Source organism: Pseudomonas sp. URIL14HWK12:I6, from assembly GCF_000514195.1.
GTDB lineage: Bacteria > Pseudomonadota > Gammaproteobacteria > Pseudomonadales > Pseudomonadaceae > Aquipseudomonas > Aquipseudomonas putida_A.
On the sequence record NZ_AZVL01000011.1, the window covers coordinates 120,889 to 145,889 of the forward strand.

Here is a 25,001-nt window from a genome sequence, read left to right on the forward strand (position 1 = left end):
CTCAGGGTGTCAGGTTTGCCAGGGTGAGGCTGCCATTCGCGAGCAGGCTCGCTCCCACATTTTGAAATGCGTTCACCTGTGGGAGCGAGCCTGCTCGCGAAGGCGGCAGTAAAGTCACCGCATCATTCAGTCAAGACCCGCTCCAAAGTGCGCGTCACACCCACCTCACGCAAGCTGTTGCAGCACCATTCAAATGCCGCCACAAACGCCGCCGAACGCGGTATCGCCGTGCCGAAGATCTCCTCAACCGCCAACAACCGCTGAGTGATCAACGCATCATCCGCTACCAGTCCCTGACAAAACTCTGCCCGTGGATCGGGAATCGTATAAGTGTCGCCATTCTCATCCACGCCCTTCAAATACAACGCCCAGGCCGCCACCACCAACGCGGCACGCTTGGTTTCCTTGCCGTCGGCAATCAAGCGATTGATCGTCGGAATGGTGAACTTGGGAAACTTCGACGAGCCATCCGAGCACACCCGCTCCAGCTGGTCGGCAATCGCCTGATTGGAGAACCGCGCCACCAGCGTGTTTTTGTAGTCGGTCAGGTCGATGCCCGGCACCGGCGCCAGTTGCGGGGTGACGTCGAGGTCCATGTAGGCGCGCATGTAGCGCACGAACAGCGGGTCGTTCATGGTCTCGTGGACGAAACGATAGCCCTTCAAAAAGCCCAGATACGTCAGCGCCAGATGGCTGCCGTTGAGCAGTTTGATCTTCATTTCTTCGTAGGGCGAAACGTCATCGGTGAACTGCACGCCAACCTGTTCCCAGGCCGGGCGCCCATTGACGAACTTGTCTTCCAGCACCCATTGCACAAAAGGCTCGCAGACCACTGGCCAGTTGTCGTCCACACCGTGTTTGTCGGCCAGTTGCAGACGATGCGCGGTGCTGGTCATCGGCGTGATGCGATCGACCATGGCGTTGGGGAAACTGACGTTCTGCGCGATCCAGTCGCGCAGCCCCGGGTCACGCAGGGTGGCGAAGGCCAGCAGTGCCTTGCGGGTCACCGCGCCGTTATGCGGCAGGTTATCGCAGGACATGATCGTGAACGCCGGTGTGCCCGAGCCACGGCGTTTTTCCAGCGCCGCGCAGAGGAAGCCGAACACGGTTTTCGGCGTTTGCGGATGTGCCAGATCGTGTTGAATCTGCGGCAGGTGCGCCATGAATTCGCCGTTGCTGTCGTCGATGCAGTAGCCGCCTTCAGTGATGGTCAGCGAGACGATGCGGATCTGCGGATCGGCAAGTTTGTCGATCAGCGCCTGCGCGCCATCCTCGGCCAGGAGCATGTCGCGGATCGCACCGATCACCCGCACTTCGGTGTCGTCGTTATCGCCGAGTTCGAACAGGGTAAACAGGTAATCCTGCTCCTTGAGGTCGTCACGGGCGCGGCGGTCTTCCGCGCGCAGGCCGACCCCACAGATCGCCCAGTCCAGCGCCTGGCCGGTGTTCATCAGCGCATCGGTGTAATACGCCTGATGCGCGCGGTGGAAGCCGCCGACGCCAATGTGCGCGATGCCCTGACGGGTGTCGCTGAGGTTGTAGGCCGGCAGTTGCACCTCGGGGGCGAGGCGATGCAGGTTTTGTTCATTCAGTTTCATCGGGCAGGTCTCGAAATTCAGGCCGCGGCGCGAAGCGGGCGGGTCAGCGCCACGCCATCGGCGTCGAACAGGTGGCAATGGCTGGCGTCCAGGTGCAGGTTCAGTTGCTCGCCGTAGCGGCTCGCCAGGTCACCGCGCACGCGCATGGTCAGGGCTTCGCCGGCGTTGGTGGTGACGTGGCAGAAGGTGTCGCTGCCCAGGCGTTCGCTGACGTCGGCGGTGACTTGCAGGGTGCAGTCGCCCGGTTGTGTCAGCTCCAGATGTTCCGGGCGAATGCCCAGGGTCACGGTGCTGCCGACGCTCAGGTTGGCGGCATTGAACGGCAGGGTGATGCGCGTGCCGGCGTCCAGCGAGACTTCGCAGCTCTGGCCGTCGATGCGGGCGATCTTGCCTTTGAGGAAACCCATTTTCGGCGTGCCGAGAAAACCGGCGACGAACAGGTTGGCCGGGTTGTGATAGAGGTCCAGCGGCGAGCCGACCTGCTCGATTTTGCCGCCGTTGAGCACCACCACTTTGTCGGCCATGGTCATGGCTTCGACCTGATCGTGGGTCACGTAGATCATCGTGGCTTGCAGGTCCTTGTGCAGACGCAGCAGCTCCAGACGCATCTGCACGCGCAGCGCGGCGTCGAGGTTGGACAGCGGTTCGTCGAACAGGAAAATTTTCGGATTGCGCACGATGGCGCGGCCGATGGCGACCCGTTGCCGTTGGCCGCCGGACAGCTGTTTCGGCTTGCGCTCGAGCATCGGCCCGAGTTCGAGAATGCGCGCCGCTTCGCCGACCTTTTTCTCGACTTCGGCTTTCGGTACACCGGCCAGGTCGAGGGCGAACGACATGTTTTTCTTCACGGTCATGTGCGGGTACAGCGCGTAGGTCTGGAACACCATCGCCAGATCGCGCTTGGCCGGGCTGACTTCGGTGATGTCGCGGCCATCGAGTTCGATGGTGCCGCCGCTGACCTCTTCCAGCCCGGCGATCAGTCGGAGCAGGGTGGATTTGCCGCAACCGGACGGGCCGACGAAGACCACGAATTCCTTGTCATTCACCTCAAGGTCGATGCCCTTGATGATGGAGAAACCTTCGAAGCCTTTTTGCAGATTCTTGATTTTCAGGTTGGCCATTTTGATGGGCCTCCACTTAAGTTAATTCAATGGCGCCGGGCATGCTTTTGGTGGGAGCGGGCTTGCTCGCGAAGGGGCCGTGTCAGTCACCATCATTGTTGGATGACCCACCGCTTTCGCGAGCAAGCCCGCTCCCACAGGGGAAGGTGTTGGTTCTGGAATATTCATTTCACGGCACCGAATGACAGGCCGCGCACCAGTTGTTTCTGGCTGATCCAGCCGAAGATCAGGATCGGCGCGCAGGCCAGGGTCGAGACCGCCGACAACTTGGCCCAGAACAAGCCTTCGGGACTCGAGTAGGAGGCGATCAGCGCGGTCAGCGGCGCGGCTTTCGACGAGGTCAGGTTCAGCGACCAGAACGCCTCGTTCCAGCACAGAATCAGCGACAGCAACACGGTTGAGGCGAGGCCACCCTTGGCAATCGGTAGCAGCACGCGAACCATTTCCTGCCACAAGGTGGCGCCATCCAGGCGGGCGGCTTCGAGGATGTCTTTGGGGATGTCCTTGAAGTAGGTGTAAATCATCCACACCACGATCGGCAGGTTGATCAGCGTGTAGATCACGATCAACGCGATGCGCGTGTCGAGCAGACCGAAACTCTTGGCCAGCAGGTAGATTGGCATCAGCACGCCCACCGGCGGCAGCATCTTGGTCGAGAGCATCCACAGCAGCGTGCCCTTGGTGCGCTGGGTTTCGTAGAACGCCATCGAGTAGGCGGCGGGCACCGCGATCAGCAGGCACAGCGCCGTGGCACTGAAGGAAATCACCACCGAGTTCCAGGCAAAACTGAAGTAGTCGCTGCGCTCGTTGATGTGCAGGTAGTTCTCCAGCGTTGGCGTGAAGATGAACTGCGGCGGCGTGGCGAAGGCGTCGATTTCAGTCTTGAAACTGGTCATCACCATCCAGAAGATCGGGAAGAAAATCACGATCGCGATGGCCCAGGCCAGGGTGCCGAGCAGCAGGCTTTGCAGCCGGCGGGATTGTTGAAGAGTCATGGCGGGCCTCAGGCTTTGTCAGTCAGGTTTTTGCCGATCATCCGCACCAGAATGATCGCGGCGATGTTGGCGATGACCACGGCAATCAAGCCGCCCGCCGAGGCCATGCCGACGTCGAACTGCACCAGCGCCTGGTTGTAGATCAGGTAGGCGAGGTTGGTCGAGGCGTAGCCGGGGCCGCCGTTGGTGGTGGTGAAAATCTCGGCGAACACCGACAGCAGGAAGATCGTTTCGATCATCACCACCACCGCAATCGGCCGCGCCAGGTGTGGCAGGGTCAGGTGCCAGAAGATCGCCACCGGACCGGCACCATCGAGGCGCGCTGCTTCTTTCTGTTCCTGGTCGAGGGACTGCATGGCGGTCATCAGGATCAGGATCGCGAAGGGCAGCCATTGCCACGAAACAATGATGATGATCGACAGCAGCGGATAGTGCGCCAGCCAGTCCACCGGCTCGGCACCGAACAGCCGCCAGACGTAGGCGAGAATCCCCGACACTGGATGGAAAATCAGGTTCTTCCAGATCAGCGCACCGACGGTGGGCATGATGAAGAACGGCGAGATCAGCATCACCCGCACGATGCCGCGGCCGAGAAATTCGCTGGCCTCGAGCAACGCGCTGATCAGCACACCGAACACCACGCTGATCAACAGCACGCTGCCCACCAGCAACAGGGTGTTGGTGGCGCCGGGCAGGAACCCGGAGTCGGTCAGAAAGTAAGTGAAGTTCTCCAGCCCGACGAATTCGTTGACGCCCGGATCGAGCAGGTTGTAGCGAATCATCGAGAAGTAAATGGTCATGCCCAACGGCACGATCATCCACAGCAGCAACAGGGCCACCGAAGGGCTGACCAGAAACCAGCCGGGATTGCGTACGCGGACTTTGCGCTGGGGTTGCGACAAGTCGAGGTGGGCTTTGGCAGTTGAAGTATTCATGGTGATCACAACCGAGTCATACAGACCTATGGAGATCTAATGTAGGAGTGAGCCTGCTCGCGATAGCGGTGTGTCAGCCACCAATGGGGTTTGATGGAAAACCGCCATCGCGAGCAGGCTCACTCCTACAAAAGGCAGGAGCGAGCAGTGTGGTTACTTGGGATAACCGGCGCGCTTCATCTCGCGTTCGGTGGTTTGCTGCGCGGCAGCCAGGGCTTGATCCACCGTGGTCTGGCCGATCAGCGCCGCCGAGAACAGCTTGCCGACCTGGGTACCCACGCCCTGGAATTCAGGAATGGTCACCAGTTGAATGCCGATGTAAGGCACCGGTTTCAGCGTCGGTTTGCTCGGATCTGCCGCTTTCAGCGATTCCAGCGTGACCTTGGCGAACGGCGCGGCGCTCATGTACGCATCGCTGTAGGTCGAGGCGCGGGTGCCCGGCGGCACGTTGGCGATGCCGTCAGTCTTGGCCACCAGCTCGCCGTATTCCTTCGAGGTGGCCCAGGCGCTGAACGCTTTGGCGGCGTCCTTAGCCTTGGAACTGGTCGGAATCGCCAGTGCCCACGAATACAGCCACGCCGAACCTTTGTCAGTGACCTGATGCGGGGCGAAGGTGAAGCCGACGTGATCGGCAACCTTGCTCTGGGTCTTGTCGGTGACGAACGAGCCGGCGACGGAAGCGTCCACCCAGATCGCGCACTTGCCGCTGTTGAACAGCGCGAGGTTCTCGTTGAAACCGTTACTGGAGGCGCCCGGCGGGCCGGACTTCTTCATGGTGTTGACGTAGAAATTCAGCGCGTTTTTCCATTCCGGCCCGCTGAACTCAGGTTTCCACTGCTCATCGAACCAGCGTGCGCCGTAAGCGTTGGCGACGGTGGTGATCAACGCCATGTTTTCGCCCCAGCCGGCCTTGCCACGCAGGCAGATGCCGTACTGTTCTTTGTCTTTATTAGTGAGTTTTTCGGCGAAACCGGCGATCTGTTCCCAGGTCGGGCGCTCGGGCATGCTCAGGCCGGCGTCCTTGAACAGGTCGGTGCGGTAATAGGTGATCGAGCTTTCGGCGTAGAACGGCAGGGCATACAGCGAACCCTTGACTGACAGGCCTTCACGCACCGACGGGAACACGTCGTCGAGGGCGTAAGAAGCCGGCAGATCCTTCATCGGTTCGAGCCAGCCCTTGGCGCCCCAGAGTGCCGCTTCGTACATGCCGATGGTCAACACATCGAACTGCCCGCCCTGGGTGGCGATGTCGGTAGTGAGACGCTGGCGCAGGACGTTTTCTTCCAGCACCACCCAGTTGAGCTTGATCTCCGGATGCTCGGACTCGAAAGTTTTCGAGAGCTTCTGCATGCGGATCATGTCGCTGTTGTTGACGGTGGCGATGGTCAGGGTCTGGGCGCCAAGGCTGACGCTGCTGAGGGTCATGCAGGTGAGGGCTAGCAGAGCTTTTGCAGTGGGTTGCATCGTGCACTCCTTTTCTGCGTCCGTTGGGAGGCAGAAGGACAGTTATTGTTTTTGTGTCTTCCGGTGCAGGAAGAATGTGCGCTGATTACAGCCCTCAATCGACGGGCTGACAAATCATCCGTCGCACTCAAATCAATACTTTTTTGCACTGGTGTTTGTTGCAGTAGACGCAGGGAAGGGCTTTTCAGTGGGAAGGGGCTATCGAATCAGTACAGGTTTCATCGCATCAGATGCTCTTTGTGGGAGCGGGCTTGCTCGCGAAAGCGCTGTGTCAATTTGCAGATCAGTTGACTGATATCACGCTTTCGCGAGCAGGCTCACTCCTACAAGGGGCGGTAATATCAGCCGAGGTTTTGTTCGGTCAGACGCTGTACAGCGAGGCGTCGATAGTGCGACGGCGTCATGCCCTTGAGTTGCTGGAAGCGCCGGTTGAAGTTGGAAATGTTGTTGAACCCCGACTCGAAACACACCTCGGTCACCGGTTTGTCGCCGTCAGCGAGCAGTTCGCAGGATTTACTGATGCGCAGCCGATTGACGAACTCGATGAAGTTGCGCCCGGTGGCCTGTTTGAACACGCGGCTGAAATAGGTCGGCTTCATCCCCAGATGCTCGGCGACTTCTTCCAGAGTCAATTCGCGGGCGTAATGGTCGAAGATGAAGTCGACCGCTCGGTTGGTGCGGTCGATGTTGTGCTCGTCGGCCAGTTGCGTGTTAGTGGCGCCGGACAGCAATTGATAATCGTCAGTCGCCGCCAGCAGCTCCATCAAAATGAAAAAGTGTCCGAGACGGGTAACGCCGCGCGTGTCGGCAATTCGCTGCATCAACGTCATGGCCTGACGGATCGTATCCTTGTCGCGAAATTCGATGCCGTATTGCGCACGCTCCAGCAGCGGCGCCAGGGTCTTGAGTTCGGCGAACACCTGGTGCCCGCTGTCGAACAACTCATCGGTGAAGTTCACCAGCATGTCGCGCTTTTCCACCACCTCGTCGTCGGCCACCTGGCTGATCCAGTTGTGCGGCAGATTGGGCCCGGTGAGGAACAGTGTTTGCGGATAAAAGTTGCCGATGTAGTCGCCGATGAAGACCTTGCCGGAACTGGCGACGATCAGGTGCAGTTCGTATTCCTTGTGAAAATGCCAGCGCACTAACGGGCACGGAAAACCATGCTGACGGTAGATGATGGACAACCCGTTATGGTCGTCCATCAGTTCGTAGGAGGGATCAGTGATTCTGGTTGCCCGAGTCATGTCCGATGCGTCTTGTTGTGGTGTTCAGGTGCCCATCATGCACGCGCGCCACGGACAGTTCCAGCGCCTCAGCCCCGGGCCTTGCGTAGACCTTTGGACTGGTTGACCTGCTGGCAATGGCTGATCAGTGGAGTGCCACCGATGAAGTCGGCATTGATAATGCTGCACTTCGGCGCCCATCCCGAGTCTGGGCCAAACCATTGATCGAGTTCGTCGGTGATCCGCTTGACGCCGGCCAGTTCGCCGTAGCTGGTGGCCGACAATGACCAGAGGCTGCCGGGTACCGGCGGGTTGGCGAGGGTTCGGGTGATGTGTTGCTTGAGTTGCTCTGGCGAGGTGATGTCCGAGCCGCTCCATTCATGGCGGATTTTCGGCCAGTACAGGGGCGAATTGAAATCCGGGTGCGAGTCGCTTGCCAACACCACGCGTTGTAGCGAGCTGGCCCTTTTAAGTTGTTCAAGGGTCAGATGACCGTTGTTTCGGGGAATAAGCCGCGAAGCCAGCTCCGTGGTGATGACTTCATGGAAACCCTTGTAATCGAATGGCTGATCGTTGGTGCCCTTGAGTTCATGTAAGTCCAATACGATGAATTCGTTCGGATTTTCATTGAGGAAAAAATTGAGACTTTTTACCAACTCGCTCAAGGAGCGTCCCTGGAGCAGTTTCACGCCATGAAAGGTATGAAACTTCCTGATGCCCAGCCAGTGTTCATCGGCGTGCAGACGCAAGTCGAAGGCACGCACGCCTTCATTAAGTTGCTGAATGAACGGACCGTCCTGACAGACAAACCAGTTCTGGGCGGGTTGGAGATAAGCCGGGTACGGAAAATCAAAATCCAGCCCGGAGTTATGCGCGCCGGGCCAGACCACTTCGCCAAGGGTCAGTCGGTCCATATCCGGTGTAGCCGCCATCCAGTTTTTGAAAGGGTAATTACTCATGGTGCATTCCGTTGCAGATAAAGTTTAATTTCCGACCAGTCAACTTGTTTGGTCAGTTCGGAAGTTATTCTTTGGTGCAAACGGAAAAAGTACAAGCCAGCACTCTTTGCAAAGTATTGGCAATGTGGTTTTGCACTTTAATTATCAACTTTTCTGGTTCTTTGCTTCGATCCACTGCGCCATGTATTGAGTGCTTTTATGCAAGTGGTGACGCAACATGCTGCCAGTAAAGTTGGCGCGACGTAATGCTGACAAGTTGTCGCGGCAATTTTGCAGGCGAGCGATCAGCGCCGGGCCGTGATCAGTCTGCCGATAGCGCGCATTCAACAACGCGACGCCGGCCTGCTGTGCATCAGCCCAGCGCAGTCTGTCTTCGTGCAGCGCCACAGCGGCGTCGGCCAGGGCCTGGGCCGACTGAGCCATCGCACCGGGCCAGGGCAATGCGCCGCCCATGCCTTCGGCGCCGATGGGCGTCGTGACATTGGGCGTGCCGCAGAGCATCGCATCGACGATCTTGCCCTTGATCCCAGCGCCGAAACGCAAAGGCGCCAGGCAAACCCGGGCTTGCGACATCACTTGCAGCGCATCTTCTGCCCAGTTCATCACATGAAACCCCTGCGCCGCGTTGTGCAGGGCTGTGGCCTTGGGCGGCGTATAGGCACCGTAGATATGCAGTTGGGCGCCGGGCAATTGCTGGCGGATCAGCGGCCAGATGGCGGTCTTCATCCACAGCACGGCGTCCCAGTTGGGCGCGTGACGGAAGTTGCCAATACTCAGAAAGTGCGCCCGCTCTTCAAAGGGGACGAACGAATCGCGCGGCGGTTCGAGCATCAGCGGGCACCAGTGCAGCAGGTCGCCAGGGACTTGAAACTGTTCGACCAGCAACTGAATTTCAACTTCGGAAATCATCAGATTCAGATCGCAGCGATACAACGCGGCGATTTCCCGTTTGGCCAGGTCCGTATCGGCCATCAACTCGAACTCTTCGCGCAGCGCCGGCGCGAACAGTGCGCTGAAGTCCTGATTGTCCGGGTCGTCTTTCAAACGTTCCTTGAGCCGTTGGTGGCGGGCGTGGCGCAGGCTCTGCAGGTCGGACGTCTCCAGTACGCGCAAGGCATTCGGGCATTGCTTTTCGACGCGCCAGCCGAACTGCTCTTCCATCATGAACTGGTCGAACAGCACGATATCCGGGGCCAGTTCACTGATGAAACTATCGAAGCTGCTGTTGTTCAGTTCGATCGGCACTTCGCGGATGCCCAGCGCGGTCAGGTCAGCCTTGTGCTCGCCCGGACCGGCCGGGCTGCTGAAGGTGATGTCCCAGCCTTGCTGCAAAAACGTCTCGAGGATCTGCATCACATGCCCGCTGGCTGCCGAAGAGCGCGGTTCGGGCCAGACGTAACCGATGACCAGAACTTTGGTGGCGGGTGATGCAGTCATTGACGGGTAATCCTTGCAGGCAGGCGGCTGAAAATGGCGCGCAATTAGAGCACATCTGCAGCCGCTGCCGGATCAAAGCCAATCACTCGGTCAGAATGCCCTTGACCTTGTCACGCAGTTGATCGATCGAGAAGGGTTTGCCGATCACGTGCATGCCGGCGGGAACGTCGATGTTTTCGGCGTAACCGCTGGCGAACAGAACGGGCAGGGTGGAGCGCAGTTCACGTGCCTTGCCGGCCAGTTCACTGCCTGTCATGCCCGGCAGGCCGTAGTCAGTCATCATCAAGTCGATAGCCTTGCTCTGATCCCCGAGAATCTCCAGCGCAGACTCGCCGTCATCGGCCTCCAACACACTGAATTCCAGCTCCTCGAGCACATCGACGATGAGCATGCGTACGATGTCGTCGTCTTCTACTACAAGGATGGTGGACGCTGGGGTGGACATAGGGATAGCTCTCAAGAAATGAAATCGGAACGGCGACCGGTCGAAAATGCCGGGCTCTTGCATGAGTAAGTGGCGCATGGCCACAAGTTCCCGAGCGGATACGAAAAAGATTAGCTGCAAATCGGGGCGGCAAGGATACCCGTTGCCTGATCGGGAAGTGCAGCAAATGTAGGAAATTGCCATCATGGCGGTGAGAAAAATGGATCCATAGTACCGTTTTGGGGCAAACTCCCGGGTTTCGACAGTTCGACAAGGCTGCCCCATGTCCACTCGGTCTACAGTTGACGAAACACGGTTCCGTAAACTCCTGACGCGCAACATCAGTCTGCCTTTGGGCGTCGGCGCGATCAGTGCAGTGTTTTTCATTTCGCTGATCACCTATTTGCTCTCGGTGATCCAGTGGGTGGAACACACCGACCGGGTGATCAATAACGCCAACGAAGCGGTGAAACTCACCGTTGATCTGGAAACCGGCATGCGCGGCTTCCTGCTCAGTGGCGACGAGCACTTCCTCGACCCGTACGAGACCGCCAAGCCGCGGATCAACGTGGCGCTCAATACCTTGCTCGAACTGACCGCCGACAACCCGGTGCAGACCGATCGTCTGCGTCGTTTGCAGGCATTGCAGACCGAATGGAGCAATTACGCGCAATCGATGATTGACCTGCAGCGCTCCAGCGGCGACTACCGGGGCGCGGTCAAGGCCGGGCGCGGCAAGCGCCTGACCGATGAGATCCGCAAGCAGTTCGAAGACGTGATCGACATGGAGCAGCAGTTGCGCACCACGCGCAACGAAGAGGTGCGCCGTACCACGATCTGGAGCATCACTCTGTACCTGCTGTTCATCGCCGCGATCAGCGGTTTGCTCGCGTATGTCGGTCGCCGCGATCTGGTCAGCCTTTCGGACAGCTACAGCGCCAACCTTGCGGCGCAGCAAGCCAGCGCCGAGCGTCTGGAGCGCCAGGCGTGGATGCGTAGCGGCCAGACCGAACTGGCGGAACAGGTGCTGGGGCAACTGACGCTTAACCTGCTGGGGCGCAACATCCTGCAGTTCTGCGCACAATATCTGGGCACTGCGGTGGCAGCGCTGTACGTACGCGAAGAACACGGCGGCCTCAAACGCGTGGCGTCCTATGGGTTCTCCCGCGAACAGGAAGAAAAAGATCAGCAGATCTACAGCGGCGAAGGCATCGTCGGCCAGGTTGCCCAGCAGGGGCAACTGATTCGCCTGGATTCGGTTCCGGCCGACTACTTCAAAGTCAGCTCCGGCCTGGGCGCAGGTCTGCCGCACAGTGTGCTGGTGGTGCCGACCAGTGATGATGACCGGGTCAACGGGGTGATCGAACTGGGCTTCCTGCGCCCGCTCACCGACCGCGATATCGATTTGCTGGAACTGATTGCCGGCAACATCGGCACCTCGATCGAAGCGGCACGTTATCGCCAGCGCCTGCAGGAAGTGCTGGCCGAAACCCAGCAGCTCAACGAAGAGTTGCAGGTGCAGCAGGAAGAGCTGAAAACCGCCAACGAGGAGTTGGAAGAACAGTCGCGGATTCTCAAGGAGTCCCAGGCGCATCTGGAAACCCAGCAAGTCGAGCTGGAGCAGACCAACGAGCAGCTGGCCGAACAGGCGCAGACTCTGGCCGAGCAGCGCGACGCCATGGACCAGAAGAACACCGAACTCAATCAGGCTCAGGTGCAGCTCGAAGAACGCGCCGAAGAACTGCAGCGTTCGAGCAAGTACAAGTCCGAATTCCTCGCCAACATGTCCCACGAACTGCGCACGCCGCTGAACAGTTCGCTGATCCTCGCCAAGTTGCTGGCCGAGAACCCGCAGGACAATCTGACGGCCGAACAGGTCAAGTTCGCCGAGTCGATCTATTCGGCGGGCAACGATCTGCTGAACCTGATCAACGACATTCTCGACATTTCCAAGGTCGAGGCCGGCAAGCTGGAAGTGATCCCGGAAAACACCAGCGTCGCGCGTCTGGCCGACGGCCTGCGCAGCGTGTTCGAACCGCTGGCGGCGGACAAGCAACTGACGTTCAGCGTCGAGTTGCAGCCGGATGCGCCAATCATGCTGTACACCGATCGCCAGCGTCTGGAGCAGGTGATCAAGAACCTGCTGTCCAACGCCGTGAAGTTCACCGAACACGGCGCGGTCAGCCTGACCATCGCCGGCCAGCCGAACGAGCGCATTGCGTTCATCGTGCGCGATTCGGGGATCGGTATCGCCGCAGATCAGCAGGAAAGCATCTTCGAAGCGTTCCGTCAGGCTGACGGCACCACCAACCGCAAGTACGGTGGCACCGGTCTGGGCTTGTCGATCTCGCGCGATCTGGCAGCCTTGCTCGGCGGCTCGATCAGCGTCAGCAGCGCGCCGGGGCAGGGCAGTGTGTTTACCCTGGTGCTGCCGCAGCAATACAGCGAGCCGGGTGACAGCCCCGCGATCCCGCTGACCTTCACGCCGCCGGTATCGGCCCCGGCCCCGGTGGTGCAGCCGCCATCGATCGCGGTGTCGCCGCTGGCGCCGGTGCACATCCCGCGCTTTGCCGACGACCGTGGCAAGGCGCCATTCGCCACGCGCTGCATTCTGGTGGTGGAAGACGAGCCGAATTTCGCCCACATCCTTTACGACCTGGCCCACGAACTGGGTTATCAGTGTCTGGTGGCGCACGGAGCGGATGAAGGTTATGACCTGGCCCGCGAGTTCGTGCCGGACGCGATTCTGCTCGACATGCGTCTGCCGGATCACTCCGGTCTGACCGTGCTGCAACGCCTGAAAGAACACGCCGAAACCCGGCACATCCCGGTGCACGTGATCTCGGTCGAAGACCGCGTTGAAGCGGCGATGCACATGGGCGCGATCGGTTACGCAGTCAAACCGACCACCCGCGAAGAGCTCAAGGACGTGTTCGCCCGTCTCGAAGCCAAGCTGACCCAGAAGGTCAAGCGCGTGTTGCTGGTCGAAGATGACGATCTGCAACGCGAAAGTATTGCCCGCCTGATCGGTGACGAGGACATCGAAATTACCGCCGTCGGTCTGGCGCAAGACGCGCTGGAGAAACTGCGCACGACGATTTACGACTGCATGGTGATCGACCTGAAATTGCCGGACATGCTCGGCAACGATCTGCTCAAGCGCATGTCGACCGAGGACATCTGCTCGTTCCCGCCGGTGATCGTCTACACCGGACGCAACCTGACCCGCGATGAAGAGGCCGAGCTGCGCAAGTATTCGCGCTCGATCATCATCAAGGGCGCGCGCTCGCCGGAACGCCTGCTGGATGAGGTGACACTCTTTCTGCACAAAGTCGAATCGCAGTTGTCCCATGAACGGCAGAAGATGCTCAAGACCGCCCGCAGCCGCGACAAGGTCTTCGAAGGCCGCAAGGTGCTGCTGGTGGACGACGATGTGCGCAACATCTTCGCCCTGACCAGTGCGTTGGAGCACAAGGGCGCAGTCGTGGTGATCGGCCGTAACGGTCGCGAAGCGATTGATAAGTTGAATGAAATCGAGGACATCGACCTGGTGCTGATGGACGTGATGATGCCGGAGATGGATGGTTTTGAAGCCACCATTGAAATCCGCAAGGATCCGCGCTGGCGCAAACTGCCGATCATCGCAGTGACGGCCAAGGCCATGAAAGACGATCAGGAGCGCTGCCTGCAGGCGGGCGCCAACGATTATCTGGCCAAGCCGATCGATCTGGATCGCCTGTTCTCGTTGATTCGCGTGTGGTTACCGAAGATGGAACGCATTTAGTGGATAGCAGTCACTCCGCGGAGCGCAACAGCGAAATCGAATTACGCCTGTTGATTGAGGCCATCTACCTCAAGTACAGCTACGATTTTCGTGATTACTCGGGCGCTTCGATCAAGCGCCGGGTGCAGCACGCCTTGAGTCAGTTCGAATGCGCAACGATCTCGGCGTTGCAGGAGAAAGTCCTGCACGATCCCACGGCGTTCATGCAGTTGCTGCAGTTGCTGACGATCCCGGTCAGCGAGATGTTCCGCGATCCGTCGCACTTTCTGGCGATCCGCAAGGAAGTGGTGCCGCTGCTGCGCACTTATCCGTCGCTGAAGATCTGGATCGCCGGGTGCAGCACTGGCGAGGAGGTTTATTCGATGGCGATCCTGCTGCGCGAAGAAGGCCTGCTCGACCGCACGATCATCTACGCAACCGACATCAACCCGCGCTCGCTGGACAAGGCCAAGCAGGGCATTTTCTCGATGGAGAACGTGCGCGCCTATACCGCCAATTACCAGCAGGCCGGCGGTCAGCGTTCCTTTGCCGATTACTACACCGCAGCCTATGGCTACGCGATCTTCGACAAGAGCCTGTGTGAGAACGTGACCTTCGCCGACCACAGCCTGGCGACGGACAGCGTGTTCTCCGAAACGCAGTTGATTTCCTGCCGCAACGTACTGATTTACTTCAACAAGAAACTTCAGGACCGTGCCTTCGGTCTGTTTCACGAATCGCTATGCCACCGTGGCTTTCTGGTGCTGGGCAGCAAGGAAACGCTGGATTTTTCCGGTTACTCGAATCAGTTCGAACCGTTGGTCAAACAAGAACGGATCTACCGCAAATTATGAACGATGCCGTGGATTTGCCTCGTGTCGAGGCTGTCGTGGTGGGCGCTTCGGCCGGCGGGGTCGAAGCGTTGCTGACCTTGCTGGCGCCGCTGCGCCAGGGTTACGTGCTGCCGATCATTGTGGTGTTGCACCTGCCGGAGGAGCGGCGCAGCCAGTTGGCCGAAGTGTTCTCCCGGCGCCTGATGCTGCCGGTGGCAGAGGCGACCGACAAGCAAGACATCATGCCCGGCACGGTTTATTTCGCCACGCCCGGATATCACCTGTCGGTGGAGCAGGATCGCAGTCTGTCGCTGAGTCTTGAAGACCGCGTGCACCATTCCCGTCCGGCCATTGATTACTTGTTTGAATCCGCCGCTGATGTTTACGGCGAAACCCTGGCTGCCGTGTTGCTGACCGGCGCCAATCACGATGGCGCTCGCGGCCTGGCGCAAGTCAAGCAGCGTGGCGGACTGACCATCGTTCAAGACCCGCAGGACGCACAGGTCGCCACCATGCCTCTGGCTGCGCTGAAAATTCAGCAGCCTGACCATGTCCTACCCATTCACGGCATCGGCCGTCTGCTTGTCGAGCTGGAACGAATCGCATGCTGAGTAATATCCAGGCCAAATTGCTGATCGTCGACGATCTGCCGGAGAACCTGCTGGCCCTCGAAGCGCTGATCAAGCGCGAGGACCGCACGGTGTACAAGGCGCTTTCGGCGGACGAGGCACTTTCGCTGCTGCTGCAACACGAGTTCGCCATGGCCATCCTCGACGTGCAGATGCCGGGGATGAACGGCTTCGAGCTCGCCGAGTTGATGCGCGGCACCGAGAAAACCAAGAACATTCCGATCATTTTCGTCAGCGCCGCCGGCCGTGAACTGAACTACGCGTTCAAGGGCTACGAGAGCGGGGCGGTGGACTTCCTGCACAAGCCGCTGGATATCCACGCGGTGAAGAGCAAGGTCAACGTATTCGTCGACCTGTACCGCCAGAGCAAGGCCATGAAACAACAGGTCGAAGCCCTGGAGCAGGCGCGTCGCGAGCAGGAAGCGCTGCTGCAACAGCTGCAGAGCACTCAGTTGGAACTGGAGCAGGCGGTGCGTATGCGCGATGACTTCATGTCAATCGTCGCCCACGAAGTGCGCACGCCGCTCAATGGCCTGATACTCGAAACCCAGTTGCGCAAGATGCACCTGGCGCGGGACAACGCCGCGGCGTTCACCCTCGACAAGATGCACGCGATGGTCGATCGCGACGAGCGCCAGATCAAAAGTCTGATCCGGCTGATCGAAGACATGCTCGACGTTTCGCGTATCCGCACGGGCAAGCTGTCGATCCGGCCGAATCGTTTCGACCTGACGCAACTGGTGAGCAACCTGCTGCAGAATTTCGCCCAGCAGATAGAGGCGGCGGAGACCGAAGTGTCGTTCACCGCGCCGCAGCCGGTGGAAGGTTACTGGGACGAATTCCGCATCGAGCAGGTGGTCTCCAACCTGCTGACCAATGCCTTGCGCTACGGTGGCCGCAGCCCGATTCAGGTGCGCGTGTACCGTGAAGGCGACGAGGCGCGGGTTGAGGTTCAGGACCGTGGCATCGGCATCAGCGAAGAGAACCAGAAGCGCATTTTCCAACAGTTCGAACGGGTTTCCGCCAAGACGGTAGTGGCTGGTCTCGGGCTGGGTCTGTTCATTTCCGAGCAGATCGTCGCCGCCCATGGCGGTTCCATCGTCGTCGAGAGTCAAATCAACGAAGGCGCCCTGTTTCGCGTTTGTCTGCCAATCCAGGAAAACGGCATATCCGACGCAACCTCTGAGTGACCGCACGGTCGTATCAGCAGCTATTGACCGAACAAAGGCTTCCCATGAGCGTAGATGCACAAGATGTAGTACTCGTCGTCGAGGACGAACCGGTTATCTTGATGGTGCTGACAGATTACCTGTCGGGGCAGGGGTACCGCGTGTTGCAGGCCGAAAACGGCGAGCAGGCGTTCGAGATCCTCGCGAGCAAGCCGCATCTGGACATGCTGATCACTGACTTCCGCCTGCCGGGCGGGATCTCCGGCGTGCAGATCGCGGAGCCGGCAGTAAAACTGCGCCCGGATCTGAAGGTGATCTTCATCAGCGGCTATCCGCAGGAAATCCGCGAGACCGGCAGCCCGATCACGCGCAAGGCGCCGATCCTGGAAAAGCCGTTCGATCTGGACGTATTGCAGGAAAAGATTCAGGAATTGCTGGCCTGATCCATAGCGGCTGATGCTCCCCCTGTAGGAGCTGCCGCAGGCTGCGATCTTTTGATCTTAAAAAACAAGATCAAAAGATCGCAGCCTGCGGCAGCTCCTACAGTCGTTTTGGGGGATCAGTTCTGGATCATCTCGCGGACTTTGGCGGTCAGCAGATCGAAAGTGAACGGTTTGGTGATCATCTGCATGCCCGGGTCGAGGAAACCACCGCGCACTGCCGCGTGCTCGGCATACCCAGTGATGAATAACACCTTCAGCCCCGGCCGATACTGCCGGCCGATTTCCGCCAGTTGCCGGCCGTTCATGCCTGGCAGGCCGACGTCACTGATCAGCAGGTCGATGCGCTGCGTCGAGTTGAGGATCGGCACGGCGCCGTCGGCATCGCCGGCTTCGACAAACGCATAACCCAACTCACTGAGCACCGCGCTGACCAGTACGCGTACGGCAGGGTCGTCCTCGACGATCAACACGGTTTCGCCATCCATTGCTTCCGGGGCCTGCTGAACATCGGACACCGGATGCTCCAGCTCTTCACCGCGAAAACGCGGCAGGTACAGTTTGACCGTGGTGCCCTGATCGATTTCGCTGTCGATCGAGACGTGACCACGGGACTGCTTGCTGAAGCCGTAAATCATCGACAGACCCAGTCCGGTGCCCTGGCCGATCGGCTTGGTGGTGAAGAACGGATCGAACGCGCGGCTGACCACGCTCTGCGCCATGCCACTGCCGTTATCGGTGACGCTGAGCATCACATAGTCGCCGGGTTCCAGGTTCGGGTAGGCCTCGGTGAATTCCGGCTTAAGCACCTGATTGCTGGTTTCGACCACCAGTTTGCCGCCCTCGGGCATTGCATCGCGGGCGTTGAGTACCAGGTTGAGCAGGGCGCTTTCCAGTTGATTGGGATCCGCTTCGGCGATCCACAACTGGTCGTTGAGGCGCATCTCCAGCTGGATACTTTCGTTGAGGCTGCGCTGCAGCAGCTCGCCCATCGACAGCACCAGTGTGTTCATCTGCACGGCTTTGGAGTCCAGCGATTGCCGGCGGGAAAACGCCAGCAAACGGTGGGTCAGGCCGGCCGCGCGGTTGGCTGAAGTAACACCGAGATCGATCAGGCTGTCGAGGTCATCAAGACGCCCGCGAGCCAGCCGTCGGCGCAGCAGTTCAAGGCTGCCGATAATCCCGGTGAGCATGTTGTTGAAGTCGTGAGCGATGCCGCCGGTCAACTGACCGACCGCTTCCATTTTCTGTGACTGGCGCAGGGCTTCTTCGTTGTGGCGCAGTTGCGCGGTGCGTTCCTCGACCTGTTGCTCAAGGGTTTCCAGGGTCGATTGCAGTCGGCGTTCGCTTTCACTCAAATCGATCAGGCGGTCGCGGGCTTCGTACTGTCGTCGTCGCCCGCGCAGGGCGGTGGAGACCAGACTGACCAGAGTCGCGGGATGAAACGGGCGCTCAAGAAAAGTGACGTTGCCCAACAGTTTGCTCATGCGCGAGGAGGGGCCGGGTTCCGGGCCGCCGTGGTGGGTCAACAAGACGATCGGCAGATCCGACCAGGCCGGTTGCTGTTCGAGAAAATGCAGAAGACTTTCCAGCTCGGGGCCGCGCAGCGCTTCGGTGGCAATCAACAAAAGTCCGGCGCCAGGCTCCAGCTCTGCGCACAGTGCACCCAGATCCGGGGTGATGACTCCGCCGTAACCGGCCTCATTGAGGATCATCAGCGCCACTTGGCTGTCCCGACCCATGGGCGCCAGGATCAGCGCCCGTTCCGGCAGTGATACGGAGGCTGTCACAAGGTTTCTTCCCGCAACAGCGGATTGCTCGCGCCGAGGTAAGTCGGCACGCCGCGCAGCACGCCCTGGAACGCTTCCAGCGGTTCGCCGATGGTCATGCCCTGGCCCGAAATGCGGTATTCACGAATGGTCGACTCGTGGCTGCCGGTACGTTTCTTGATGATGGAAATGGCTCGGCGAACTTTGCCGATGGCTTCGAAGTAGCGCAGCAGGATCACCGTGTCGGCCAGGTAAGTGATGTCGACCGGCGCCTGCATGTCGCCGACCAGGCCATGCTGGGCAACGGTCATGAAGGTTGCCGCGCCTTTGCGGTTGAGGTACAGCAGCAGCTCGTGCATGTGCAGCACCAGCGCGTTTTCTTCCGGCATCGCGGCCTGATAGCCGTTGATGCTGTCGATCACCACGGTCTTGATATTGCCTTCATCTACGCAGCGACGCACCCGATGCGAGAACTCGCCGGGGGACAGCTCGGCGGCATCCACTTGATCGATCAGCAGGTTGCCGGTGGCTTGCAAGGCCTTGAGGTCGATGCCGATATTTTTCATGCGCTCGAACAGCAAGCCCAGCTCTTCATCAAAAATGAACAGCGCCGCTTTTTCGCCGCGTGCTACGGCAGCGGCGGCGAAGATCATCGAAATCAGCGATTTGCCGGTACCGGCCGGGCCGAGAATCAGCGTGCTGGAACCGGTCTCGATGCCGCCGCCGAGCAGGGCGTCCATTTCCTTGATGCCGCTGGTCAATTGCAGGCGCGGGTAGTCGCTGCGGTGTTCGGCGGCGACCAGTCGTGGGAACACATGGACGCCGTCGCCCATGATGGTGAAGTCGTGGTAACCGCCACGGTATTTCTGGCCGCGATACTTGACGATGCGCACGCGGCGGCGCTCGGCACCGTAATTTGGCGTCAGTTCTTCGAGGCGGATCACCCCGTGGGCGACGCTGTGCACGGTCTTGTCGAGGGACTCGGTGGTCAGGTCGTCAAGCAGCAGGACGGTGGCGTCGTAACGCACGAAGTAATGTTTGATCGCCAGAATCTGCCGGCGGTAGCGCAGCGAACTCTGCGCCAGCAGGCGGATCTCCGACAGGCTGTCGAGCACCACGCGGGTGGGCTTGAAGCGCTCGACCACTTCGAAAATCTGCTTGGTGGCTTCGCCCAGCTCAAGGTCGGACGAGTACAGCAGGCTTTGCTGATGCTCGGCGTTGAGCAGGCTCTCGGGCGGCGTCAGCTCGAAGATTTCAATGTTCTCGTTCAGCTCCCAGCCGTGGGAGGCCGCGCCTTGACGCAATTCACGCTCGGTTTCCGACAGCGTGATGTACAGACAGCGTTCGCCGGCACGGGCGCCCGCCATCAGGAAATGCAACGCGACGGTGGTTTTGCCTGTACCGGGTTCACCTTCGAGCAAAAACACATGCCCTCGGGACAGACCACCGGCGAGGATGTCATCCAGGCCAATGATGCCGGTGGCGGCTTTTGCACTGATCAACTCGTTGGACGTAGACAAAGAATGCCCTCTCATGACTAGGGGAATCGAGGCAGCAGGCTGTATCAGCCGTTGTGCTCTACCTGATTACTTGACCGCTGCCAGTCATGACGGTTCCGATGTTTCGATATCAAAATGTCATTGAATCAGCGGGTAAAGGCTCAGAGTCCCTGCTGTAACGCCGGGTCATCAGGGTTCATCTGCTCCAGTTGCGCGAGCAGAATCTGCACGTTCTGCAACTGGCCGCTTTCCTTCCAGTAATTGATCAGCAGCACTCGCGCCTTGCGGTCGGCTGGGTGACGCTGGACGACTTCCTGCAACTGCTTTTGCGCCGCTTCCAGCTCTTCGGCAGCGTGCAGGGTGGTGGCGAGGTCGTAGCGGTAATCCTTGTTGTCAGGCTCAAGTTCCACCGCTTTGGACAAGCCGAGCAGGGCGAATTCACGCTGGCCGTGGTGCAACAGCCACAGTCCGAGCGCGTGTTGCAGGTAGGCGGAATCCGGTTGCGCCTGCAACTGTTTGGCGAGCAACTGGCGGGCGGCGTCGCTCTGACCCTGGCGGTCGAGGACATCGATCTGCATCACCAGTGCCGGCAGGTTGCCCGGTTCCAGCCGCAGGGTGTTGTCCAGCGCTTGTTGGGCCTGTTTGAGTTCGGCGTTGTGCAGATACAGGCGTGCCAGTTGCGCATAGGTGGCGGCGCTTTCCGGCTGTCCCTTGAGCGCTTGTTCCCAGCCATCGATCGCCTGCTGCAGCGGGGCGAAATACAGCCCCAGTTCATCCGGCGTCAGACCGAGCAGGGCGTTGATCGCGGCGAACCGTACGTTTTGGTCCTCATCGTCGAGCATCGGCCCGAGCAGCAGACTGCGTTGCCCGCCGGGCACCAGTCCGACCACACTTTGAATCGCTGCCAGCCGTACTTCGGGGGCTTCGTTTTGCAGATGGGCGTCGGCCAGTTTCAGCGCTTGCGGGCTCGGATAGTTGGGCAGCTCGGCCAGCAGCCAGACACTGCGTTTGACCGACAGGTCCGGGCGACCCAATTGCTGATACAACTGCCGCGCGGCTCCCGGCTGACCGGAACGGGCGGCCGTCAGGGCTTCGCTGTAGCCGCGCTTGATCGCTTCCGGCACCACCGGGGCGGTGGAGCGCAGGGATAACCAGGCGATGACGACGAGCAGCACAAGGCCAAGGCTGATAAGCAGGTAGCGGCGGGACTGAGGCATGCAGATTTCCGTGAACTGGCGTTCTATAGCAGAACGGCAAGCTTCGACCAGCGAGGGCCGTGAGTCAAACCCCGTGCATGCGAATCGCCCTACAACATCTGTCGATTCAGTTACCCATCAGGCATTCGATGCAGAGTCTACGCTTGCAGGAGTCGCTTCGATGAGAGCCCCCATGCAAGCCCTGCGCAATTATTTCCAGGTCGTGATCCATCCCGGTCAGGCTGTCCTGCTGTTCGCCCTGCGCACCATTGCCGCCGGGCTGTTGACGCTGTATCTGGCGTTTTTGTTCGATCTCGACCAACCCAAGTGGTCGATCATGGCCGTCGTGATTGTCAGCCAGCCGTTGGCCGGCATGGCGCTGGCGCGTAGTTTCGGTCAAGTGATTGGCACAACGCTGGGTGCTGCGGTGGCGGTGTTGATCATGGCGATATTCCCGCAGGCGCCGCTTCCGTTCATCACAACGCTGGCACTGTGGCTGGCGCTCTGCACCGCGGGCGGCACGTTGCTGCGCTATACCAGTTCTCAGGCGTTTGTGCTCAGTGGTTATACCGCCGTGGTGGTGGCATTGCTGGCCATTCCCGACCAGGATGGCACCTTCCTGCTGGCTGTCACCCGCGTTACCGAAACCTTGCTGGCCGTAGCGTGCGTCTGCGTGGTCAGCCTGCTCACTGCGCGTCCGGAAGCAGTTGCCAAAGGTTACTTCGCCAAGGTCGATCAGGTGATCAAACTGGCTGCCAGTCACTCCGCTGCGGTGATTCGAACAGAAGAAAGTGAAGCCGACTTTCAGCGCCGTCAGATGCAGTTGCTCGGTGAAATCAGCGCGCTCGAAGGGTTGCGCCGCCATCTGTATTTCGATGCCCCACGGTTGCGCGGTGCCGACAATCTGGTGCTGCTGTTGGGTAATCAACTGATGTTGCTGACCTCGCGTTTGACTGCATTACGTCATCAGCGCGAATTGCTCACCGAACGTTGGGAGGGCGATCTTCCTCTGGATGTACAGCGCTTGCGTGCAGAAGAGCTCGCACTTCTCGACCAGTTGGCGCAATTGGGTCGAGCGCTGCCCGCCGAGCGGCGGCATCAATTCATCACGCTGCAGCAGCAGTTTGAAGCCTTGGCGTATGAGGCCGAACAACTGACCGAAGACATGAGCGCTATCCTGCGCTCGCTGGCGTGGGCGTTACGCTGGGAGCAGGCGCGGCTGTTGCAGCAACTGGAGCAGATTCTGGAGTTGAGTGATGCCATTCAGGAAGGGCGCGAAGCCAGTTGTCTGTATCGCGGTCAGGCCAGCCCGCTGCATCTTGATTTCACACTGGCTTCAATGAACGCCATCCGCGCCTTTACCGCATTACTGGTAGCCGGGTTGATCTGGATCGAAACCGCCTGGGATGGCGCGCGGGGCGGGATGATTCTGGTGGGGATTCTCTGTTCGCTGATGGCGACATTCCCGCGGCCGCTGATGGCCGCGCAGAGTTACGCGCGTGGGTTGGGACTGGCACTGGTGGTCTCGGCGTTCTATCAATTCATGCTGGTGCCGACCATCAGTGATTTTGAGCCATTGGCGTTGATGCTGGCACCGCTGCTGTACGTGATCGCTGTCGGTTTGGCGAGCCCGACGACCGCGGGCATTGGTATGGGCCTGGGGTTGTCGAGTTTCCTCCTGCTCGGCCCACAGAATGTCGGCACCGGGCAGAACACTGCAATTCAATGGTTCGAATTCGCCGGCGCCTATGTCAGCGCGGCGATGCTCGCTTTGATGGTCTACGCATGGATTTTCCCGTTCCGTCCGGCATTGCGCATTCGCCGCTTTTATAACGAGGCGCGTGAGCAGGTTTATGAACTGACCAAAAAACCGGCCACCGATGAACAGCAATTCGCTTTCGAAAGCCGTATGGTCGACCGACTGACAAGCATGCTTGGCTTGCTGCCGGCCGTGAGCGAGCGCGCCATGCAGCAGCTCTATGAAATCAGTCTGGCGTGCGTCGCATTGGGCGTAGCAATGCATCAACTCCGGCAGCAGGCACAGAACAACGCACTGCTGACGGACGCGTTCAGCCAGCAATTGGCTTCGGCGCTGCGCAAGACCGGCCGTTTTGTGGCCGGGCGCCAGGACGTGCAATTGCAAGCGTTGTTGACCTCGCTCCAGCTATTGGGTGATGAGCTGGACGAGTTGCACGTCGCCAGCCACGAACATTTGTGGTCGGTGTTTCGCATGCGCGTGGCGCTGTTGATCGTCGTGTCTTTCCTGAAACGCCACGGCGAATACCTGCAACGTAACGTCTCGGAAGGAGAACCGGCCCTTGCCCATTGATTTCGAAATGGGTGGCGTTTATCTGCCACCCATTGCCCAGGCCCTATTGCTGGCGATACCGATATTTATGCTCCTGGACTGGTGTTTGCGACGTCTGGGTGTGTTGCGACTGGTCTGGCACGAGGCGCTGTTTGAGGGCGCCTTGTATGCATGCGTTTGTGCCTCGCTGATTTTGCTGATGGGAGCCTGATGCCTTGAAAGTGTTACTCGCTCGAACAACGACATTAGCGGTGGTGTTGCTGGCCATCGTGCTTGGCTGGTTTGCCTGGGAGCATTACACCCGTGCGCCTTGGACGCGGGATGCGCGGGTGAGGGCGGATGTGGTGACGCTATCAGCCGATGTTTCCGGGCGTATCGTCAGCCTCGTGGTGCAGGACAACCAGCATGTCGACAAGGGGCAATTGCTCATGGAGATCGATCCGGCGCGCTATAGCCTGGCAGTCGAGCATGCGCGGCGTTCGGTCGAGGTGGCGAAGGCGACGCTGGGGCAATCACAGGCATCCATCGTCGCCAGTGAAGCGCTGCTCAAACAACGCCAGAGCGAAGAGCGGCGCCGGCGTACGCTCAAGCAGGGTTTTGCAATTTCCGGGGAAGAATGGGAGAAGTCCAATACCGATGTGGCGGTGGCTCAGGCTGATCTGTTGCGCAATCAGGCCAATCTCGGGCTGGCCGAGGCCAATGTGCAATTGGCGATTGCTGCACTGACTCAGGCGGAACTGGACTTGCAGCGTACTCGTGTCGAATCGCCGGTCAGCGGTTACGTCACTAATCTGCTAACTCGACAGGGTGATTACGCGGTTGCGGGTGGTGCACTGCTGGCACTGGTCGACAGCGATTCGTTCTACGTCAGCGGTTACTTTGAAGAGACCAAATTGCCGCGAATCGAGGAGGGGGACCGCGTGCGCGTGCAGTTGATGAGCGGAGAAACCTTTGGTGGCACGGTCCAGAGCATCGCCTTTGCCATCGCCGACCGGGAAAACGCCACGGGTGGCCGACTGCTGGCCAATATCAATCCGAGTTACACCTGGGTGAAGCTGGCGCAGCGGGTGCCGGTGCGCATCGGCATTGATGGTGACTATGCCGGCAAGAATCGATTAAGGGCCGGTACGACAGCCACTGTCACTGTTCTGGAAGCGCAAAACCATCAGGCCAAAAAAAGCCCCGCGACCGAATGATACGCGGGGCAAAAAAATTGGTTGGTTGCGGCCAACCAAA

At 59.7% G+C, this 25,001-nt stretch carries 20 protein-coding genes; 8 read left to right on the forward strand and 12 right to left on the reverse strand.

Annotated elements, in window-relative coordinates; genetic code table 11:
* Nucleotides 1–122: 122 nt before the first annotated feature.
* The 9 genes from H043_RS0116285 to H043_RS0116325 form a co-directional block, all read right to left on the reverse strand.
* Complete coding sequence (locus tag H043_RS0116285; RefSeq protein ID WP_027612737.1) at nucleotides 123–1,598, reverse strand: mannitol dehydrogenase family protein; 1,476 nt, start codon at nucleotides 1,596–1,598, stop codon at nucleotides 123–125.
* Nucleotides 1,599–1,615: 17 nt separating this feature from the next.
* Nucleotides 1,616–2,719 carry an ABC transporter ATP-binding protein gene (locus H043_RS0116290; protein WP_027612738.1) on the reverse strand — a complete coding sequence of 368 codons (1,104 nt, stop codon included), beginning with the start codon at nucleotides 2,717–2,719 and terminating at the stop codon, nucleotides 1,616–1,618.
* A 164-nt stretch (nucleotides 2,720–2,883) separates the two neighbouring features.
* A complete protein-coding gene (locus H043_RS0116295; protein ID WP_003225143.1) occupies nucleotides 2,884–3,714 on the reverse strand; it encodes a carbohydrate ABC transporter permease in 831 nt (276 codons plus the stop codon).
* Nucleotides 3,715–3,722: 8 nt separating this feature from the next.
* A complete protein-coding gene (locus H043_RS0116300) occupies nucleotides 3,723–4,649 on the reverse strand; it encodes a carbohydrate ABC transporter permease (protein ID WP_003225141.1) in 927 nt (308 codons plus the stop codon).
* Nucleotides 4,650–4,802: 153 nt separating this feature from the next.
* On the reverse strand, nucleotides 4,803–6,113 hold the full coding sequence (locus H043_RS0116305; RefSeq protein WP_027612739.1) for a sugar ABC transporter substrate-binding protein: 1,311 nt from the start codon (nucleotides 6,111–6,113) through the stop codon (nucleotides 4,803–4,805).
* 341 nt (nucleotides 6,114–6,454) lie between these two features.
* Complete coding sequence (locus tag H043_RS0116310) at nucleotides 6,455–7,360, reverse strand: AraC family transcriptional regulator (RefSeq protein ID WP_027612740.1); 906 nt, start codon at nucleotides 7,358–7,360, stop codon at nucleotides 6,455–6,457.
* Nucleotides 7,361–7,428: 68 nt separating this feature from the next.
* On the reverse strand, nucleotides 7,429–8,298 hold the full coding sequence (locus tag H043_RS0116315) for a phosphatidylinositol-specific phospholipase C domain-containing protein (RefSeq protein ID WP_027612741.1): 870 nt from the start codon (nucleotides 8,296–8,298) through the stop codon (nucleotides 7,429–7,431).
* Between the two features lie 144 nt (nucleotides 8,299–8,442).
* On the reverse strand, nucleotides 8,443–9,735 hold the full coding sequence (locus H043_RS0116320; protein ID WP_027612742.1) for a glycosyltransferase: 1,293 nt from the start codon (nucleotides 9,733–9,735) through the stop codon (nucleotides 8,443–8,445).
* 82 nt (nucleotides 9,736–9,817) lie between these two features.
* Nucleotides 9,818–10,180 carry a response regulator gene (locus H043_RS0116325; protein WP_027612743.1) on the reverse strand — a complete coding sequence of 121 codons (363 nt, stop codon included), beginning with the start codon at nucleotides 10,178–10,180 and terminating at the stop codon, nucleotides 9,818–9,820.
* Between the two features lie 262 nt (nucleotides 10,181–10,442).
* On the opposite strand from H043_RS0116325, the gene H043_RS0116330 reads away from it, so the two are divergent.
* The 5 genes from H043_RS0116330 to H043_RS0116350 are packed head-to-tail and all read left to right on the forward strand — an operon-like array spanning nucleotide 10,443 to nucleotide 16,996.
* Nucleotides 10,443–13,943 (forward strand): response regulator, encoded by a 3,501-nt coding sequence (locus tag H043_RS0116330; RefSeq protein ID WP_027612744.1) that lies wholly within the window; start codon nucleotides 10,443–10,445, stop codon nucleotides 13,941–13,943.
* Nucleotides 13,943–14,776 carry a protein-glutamate O-methyltransferase CheR gene (locus tag H043_RS0116335; RefSeq protein WP_027612745.1) on the forward strand — a complete coding sequence of 278 codons (834 nt, stop codon included), beginning with the start codon at nucleotides 13,943–13,945 and terminating at the stop codon, nucleotides 14,774–14,776. The genes H043_RS0116330 and H043_RS0116335 overlap by 1 nt, the downstream gene beginning before the upstream one ends.
* Nucleotides 14,773–15,366 carry a chemotaxis protein CheB gene (locus tag H043_RS0116340; protein WP_027612746.1) on the forward strand — a complete coding sequence of 198 codons (594 nt, stop codon included), beginning with the start codon at nucleotides 14,773–14,775 and terminating at the stop codon, nucleotides 15,364–15,366. Before H043_RS0116335 ends, H043_RS0116340 begins: the two co-directional genes overlap by 4 nt.
* Entirely contained in the window at nucleotides 15,360–16,574 is a 1,215-nt protein-coding gene (locus tag H043_RS0116345) for a hybrid sensor histidine kinase/response regulator (RefSeq protein WP_027612747.1), read from the forward strand. Before H043_RS0116340 ends, H043_RS0116345 begins: the two co-directional genes overlap by 7 nt.
* 44 nt (nucleotides 16,575–16,618) lie before the next feature.
* Nucleotides 16,619–16,996 (forward strand): response regulator, encoded by a 378-nt coding sequence (locus tag H043_RS0116350; protein WP_003225116.1) that lies wholly within the window; start codon nucleotides 16,619–16,621, stop codon nucleotides 16,994–16,996.
* 116 nt (nucleotides 16,997–17,112) lie between these two features.
* Here H043_RS0116350 and H043_RS0116355 read toward each other — a convergent pair whose 3' ends face one another.
* From H043_RS0116355 to H043_RS0116365, 3 genes are all read right to left on the reverse strand, one after another.
* Nucleotides 17,113–18,783 (reverse strand): ATP-binding protein, encoded by a 1,671-nt coding sequence (locus H043_RS0116355; protein WP_027612748.1) that lies wholly within the window; start codon nucleotides 18,781–18,783, stop codon nucleotides 17,113–17,115.
* Nucleotides 18,780–20,282, reverse strand: a complete 1,503-nt coding sequence (locus tag H043_RS0116360) for an ATPase domain-containing protein (protein ID WP_027612749.1) — start codon at nucleotides 20,280–20,282, stop codon at nucleotides 18,780–18,782. Before H043_RS0116360 ends, H043_RS0116355 begins: the two co-directional genes overlap by 4 nt.
* A gap of 140 nt (nucleotides 20,283–20,422) precedes the next feature.
* Nucleotides 20,423–21,478, reverse strand: a complete 1,056-nt coding sequence (locus tag H043_RS0116365) for a tetratricopeptide repeat protein (protein WP_027612750.1) — start codon at nucleotides 21,476–21,478, stop codon at nucleotides 20,423–20,425.
* 160 nt (nucleotides 21,479–21,638) lie between these two features.
* Here H043_RS0116365 and H043_RS0116370 point away from each other — a divergent pair, with 160 nt between their 5' ends.
* From H043_RS0116370 to H043_RS0116380, 3 genes are read left to right on the forward strand one after another with little or no spacing between them, the layout of a single operon-like run.
* The gene (locus H043_RS0116370; RefSeq protein WP_223849587.1) at nucleotides 21,639–23,786 is read left to right on the forward strand and encodes an FUSC family protein; all 2,148 of its coding nucleotides are present in this window, start codon (nucleotides 21,639–21,641) and stop codon (nucleotides 23,784–23,786) included.
* A complete protein-coding gene (locus H043_RS0116375; protein ID WP_027612752.1) occupies nucleotides 23,776–23,976 on the forward strand; it encodes a DUF1656 domain-containing protein in 201 nt (66 codons plus the stop codon). Before H043_RS0116370 ends, H043_RS0116375 begins: the two co-directional genes overlap by 11 nt.
* A 4-nt stretch (nucleotides 23,977–23,980) precedes the next feature.
* Nucleotides 23,981–24,961: an HlyD family secretion protein gene (locus H043_RS0116380; protein ID WP_027612753.1), complete on the forward strand. Its 981-nt coding sequence runs from the start codon at nucleotides 23,981–23,983 to the stop codon at nucleotides 24,959–24,961.
* The last annotated feature ends 40 nt before the right edge of the window (nucleotides 24,962–25,001 follow it).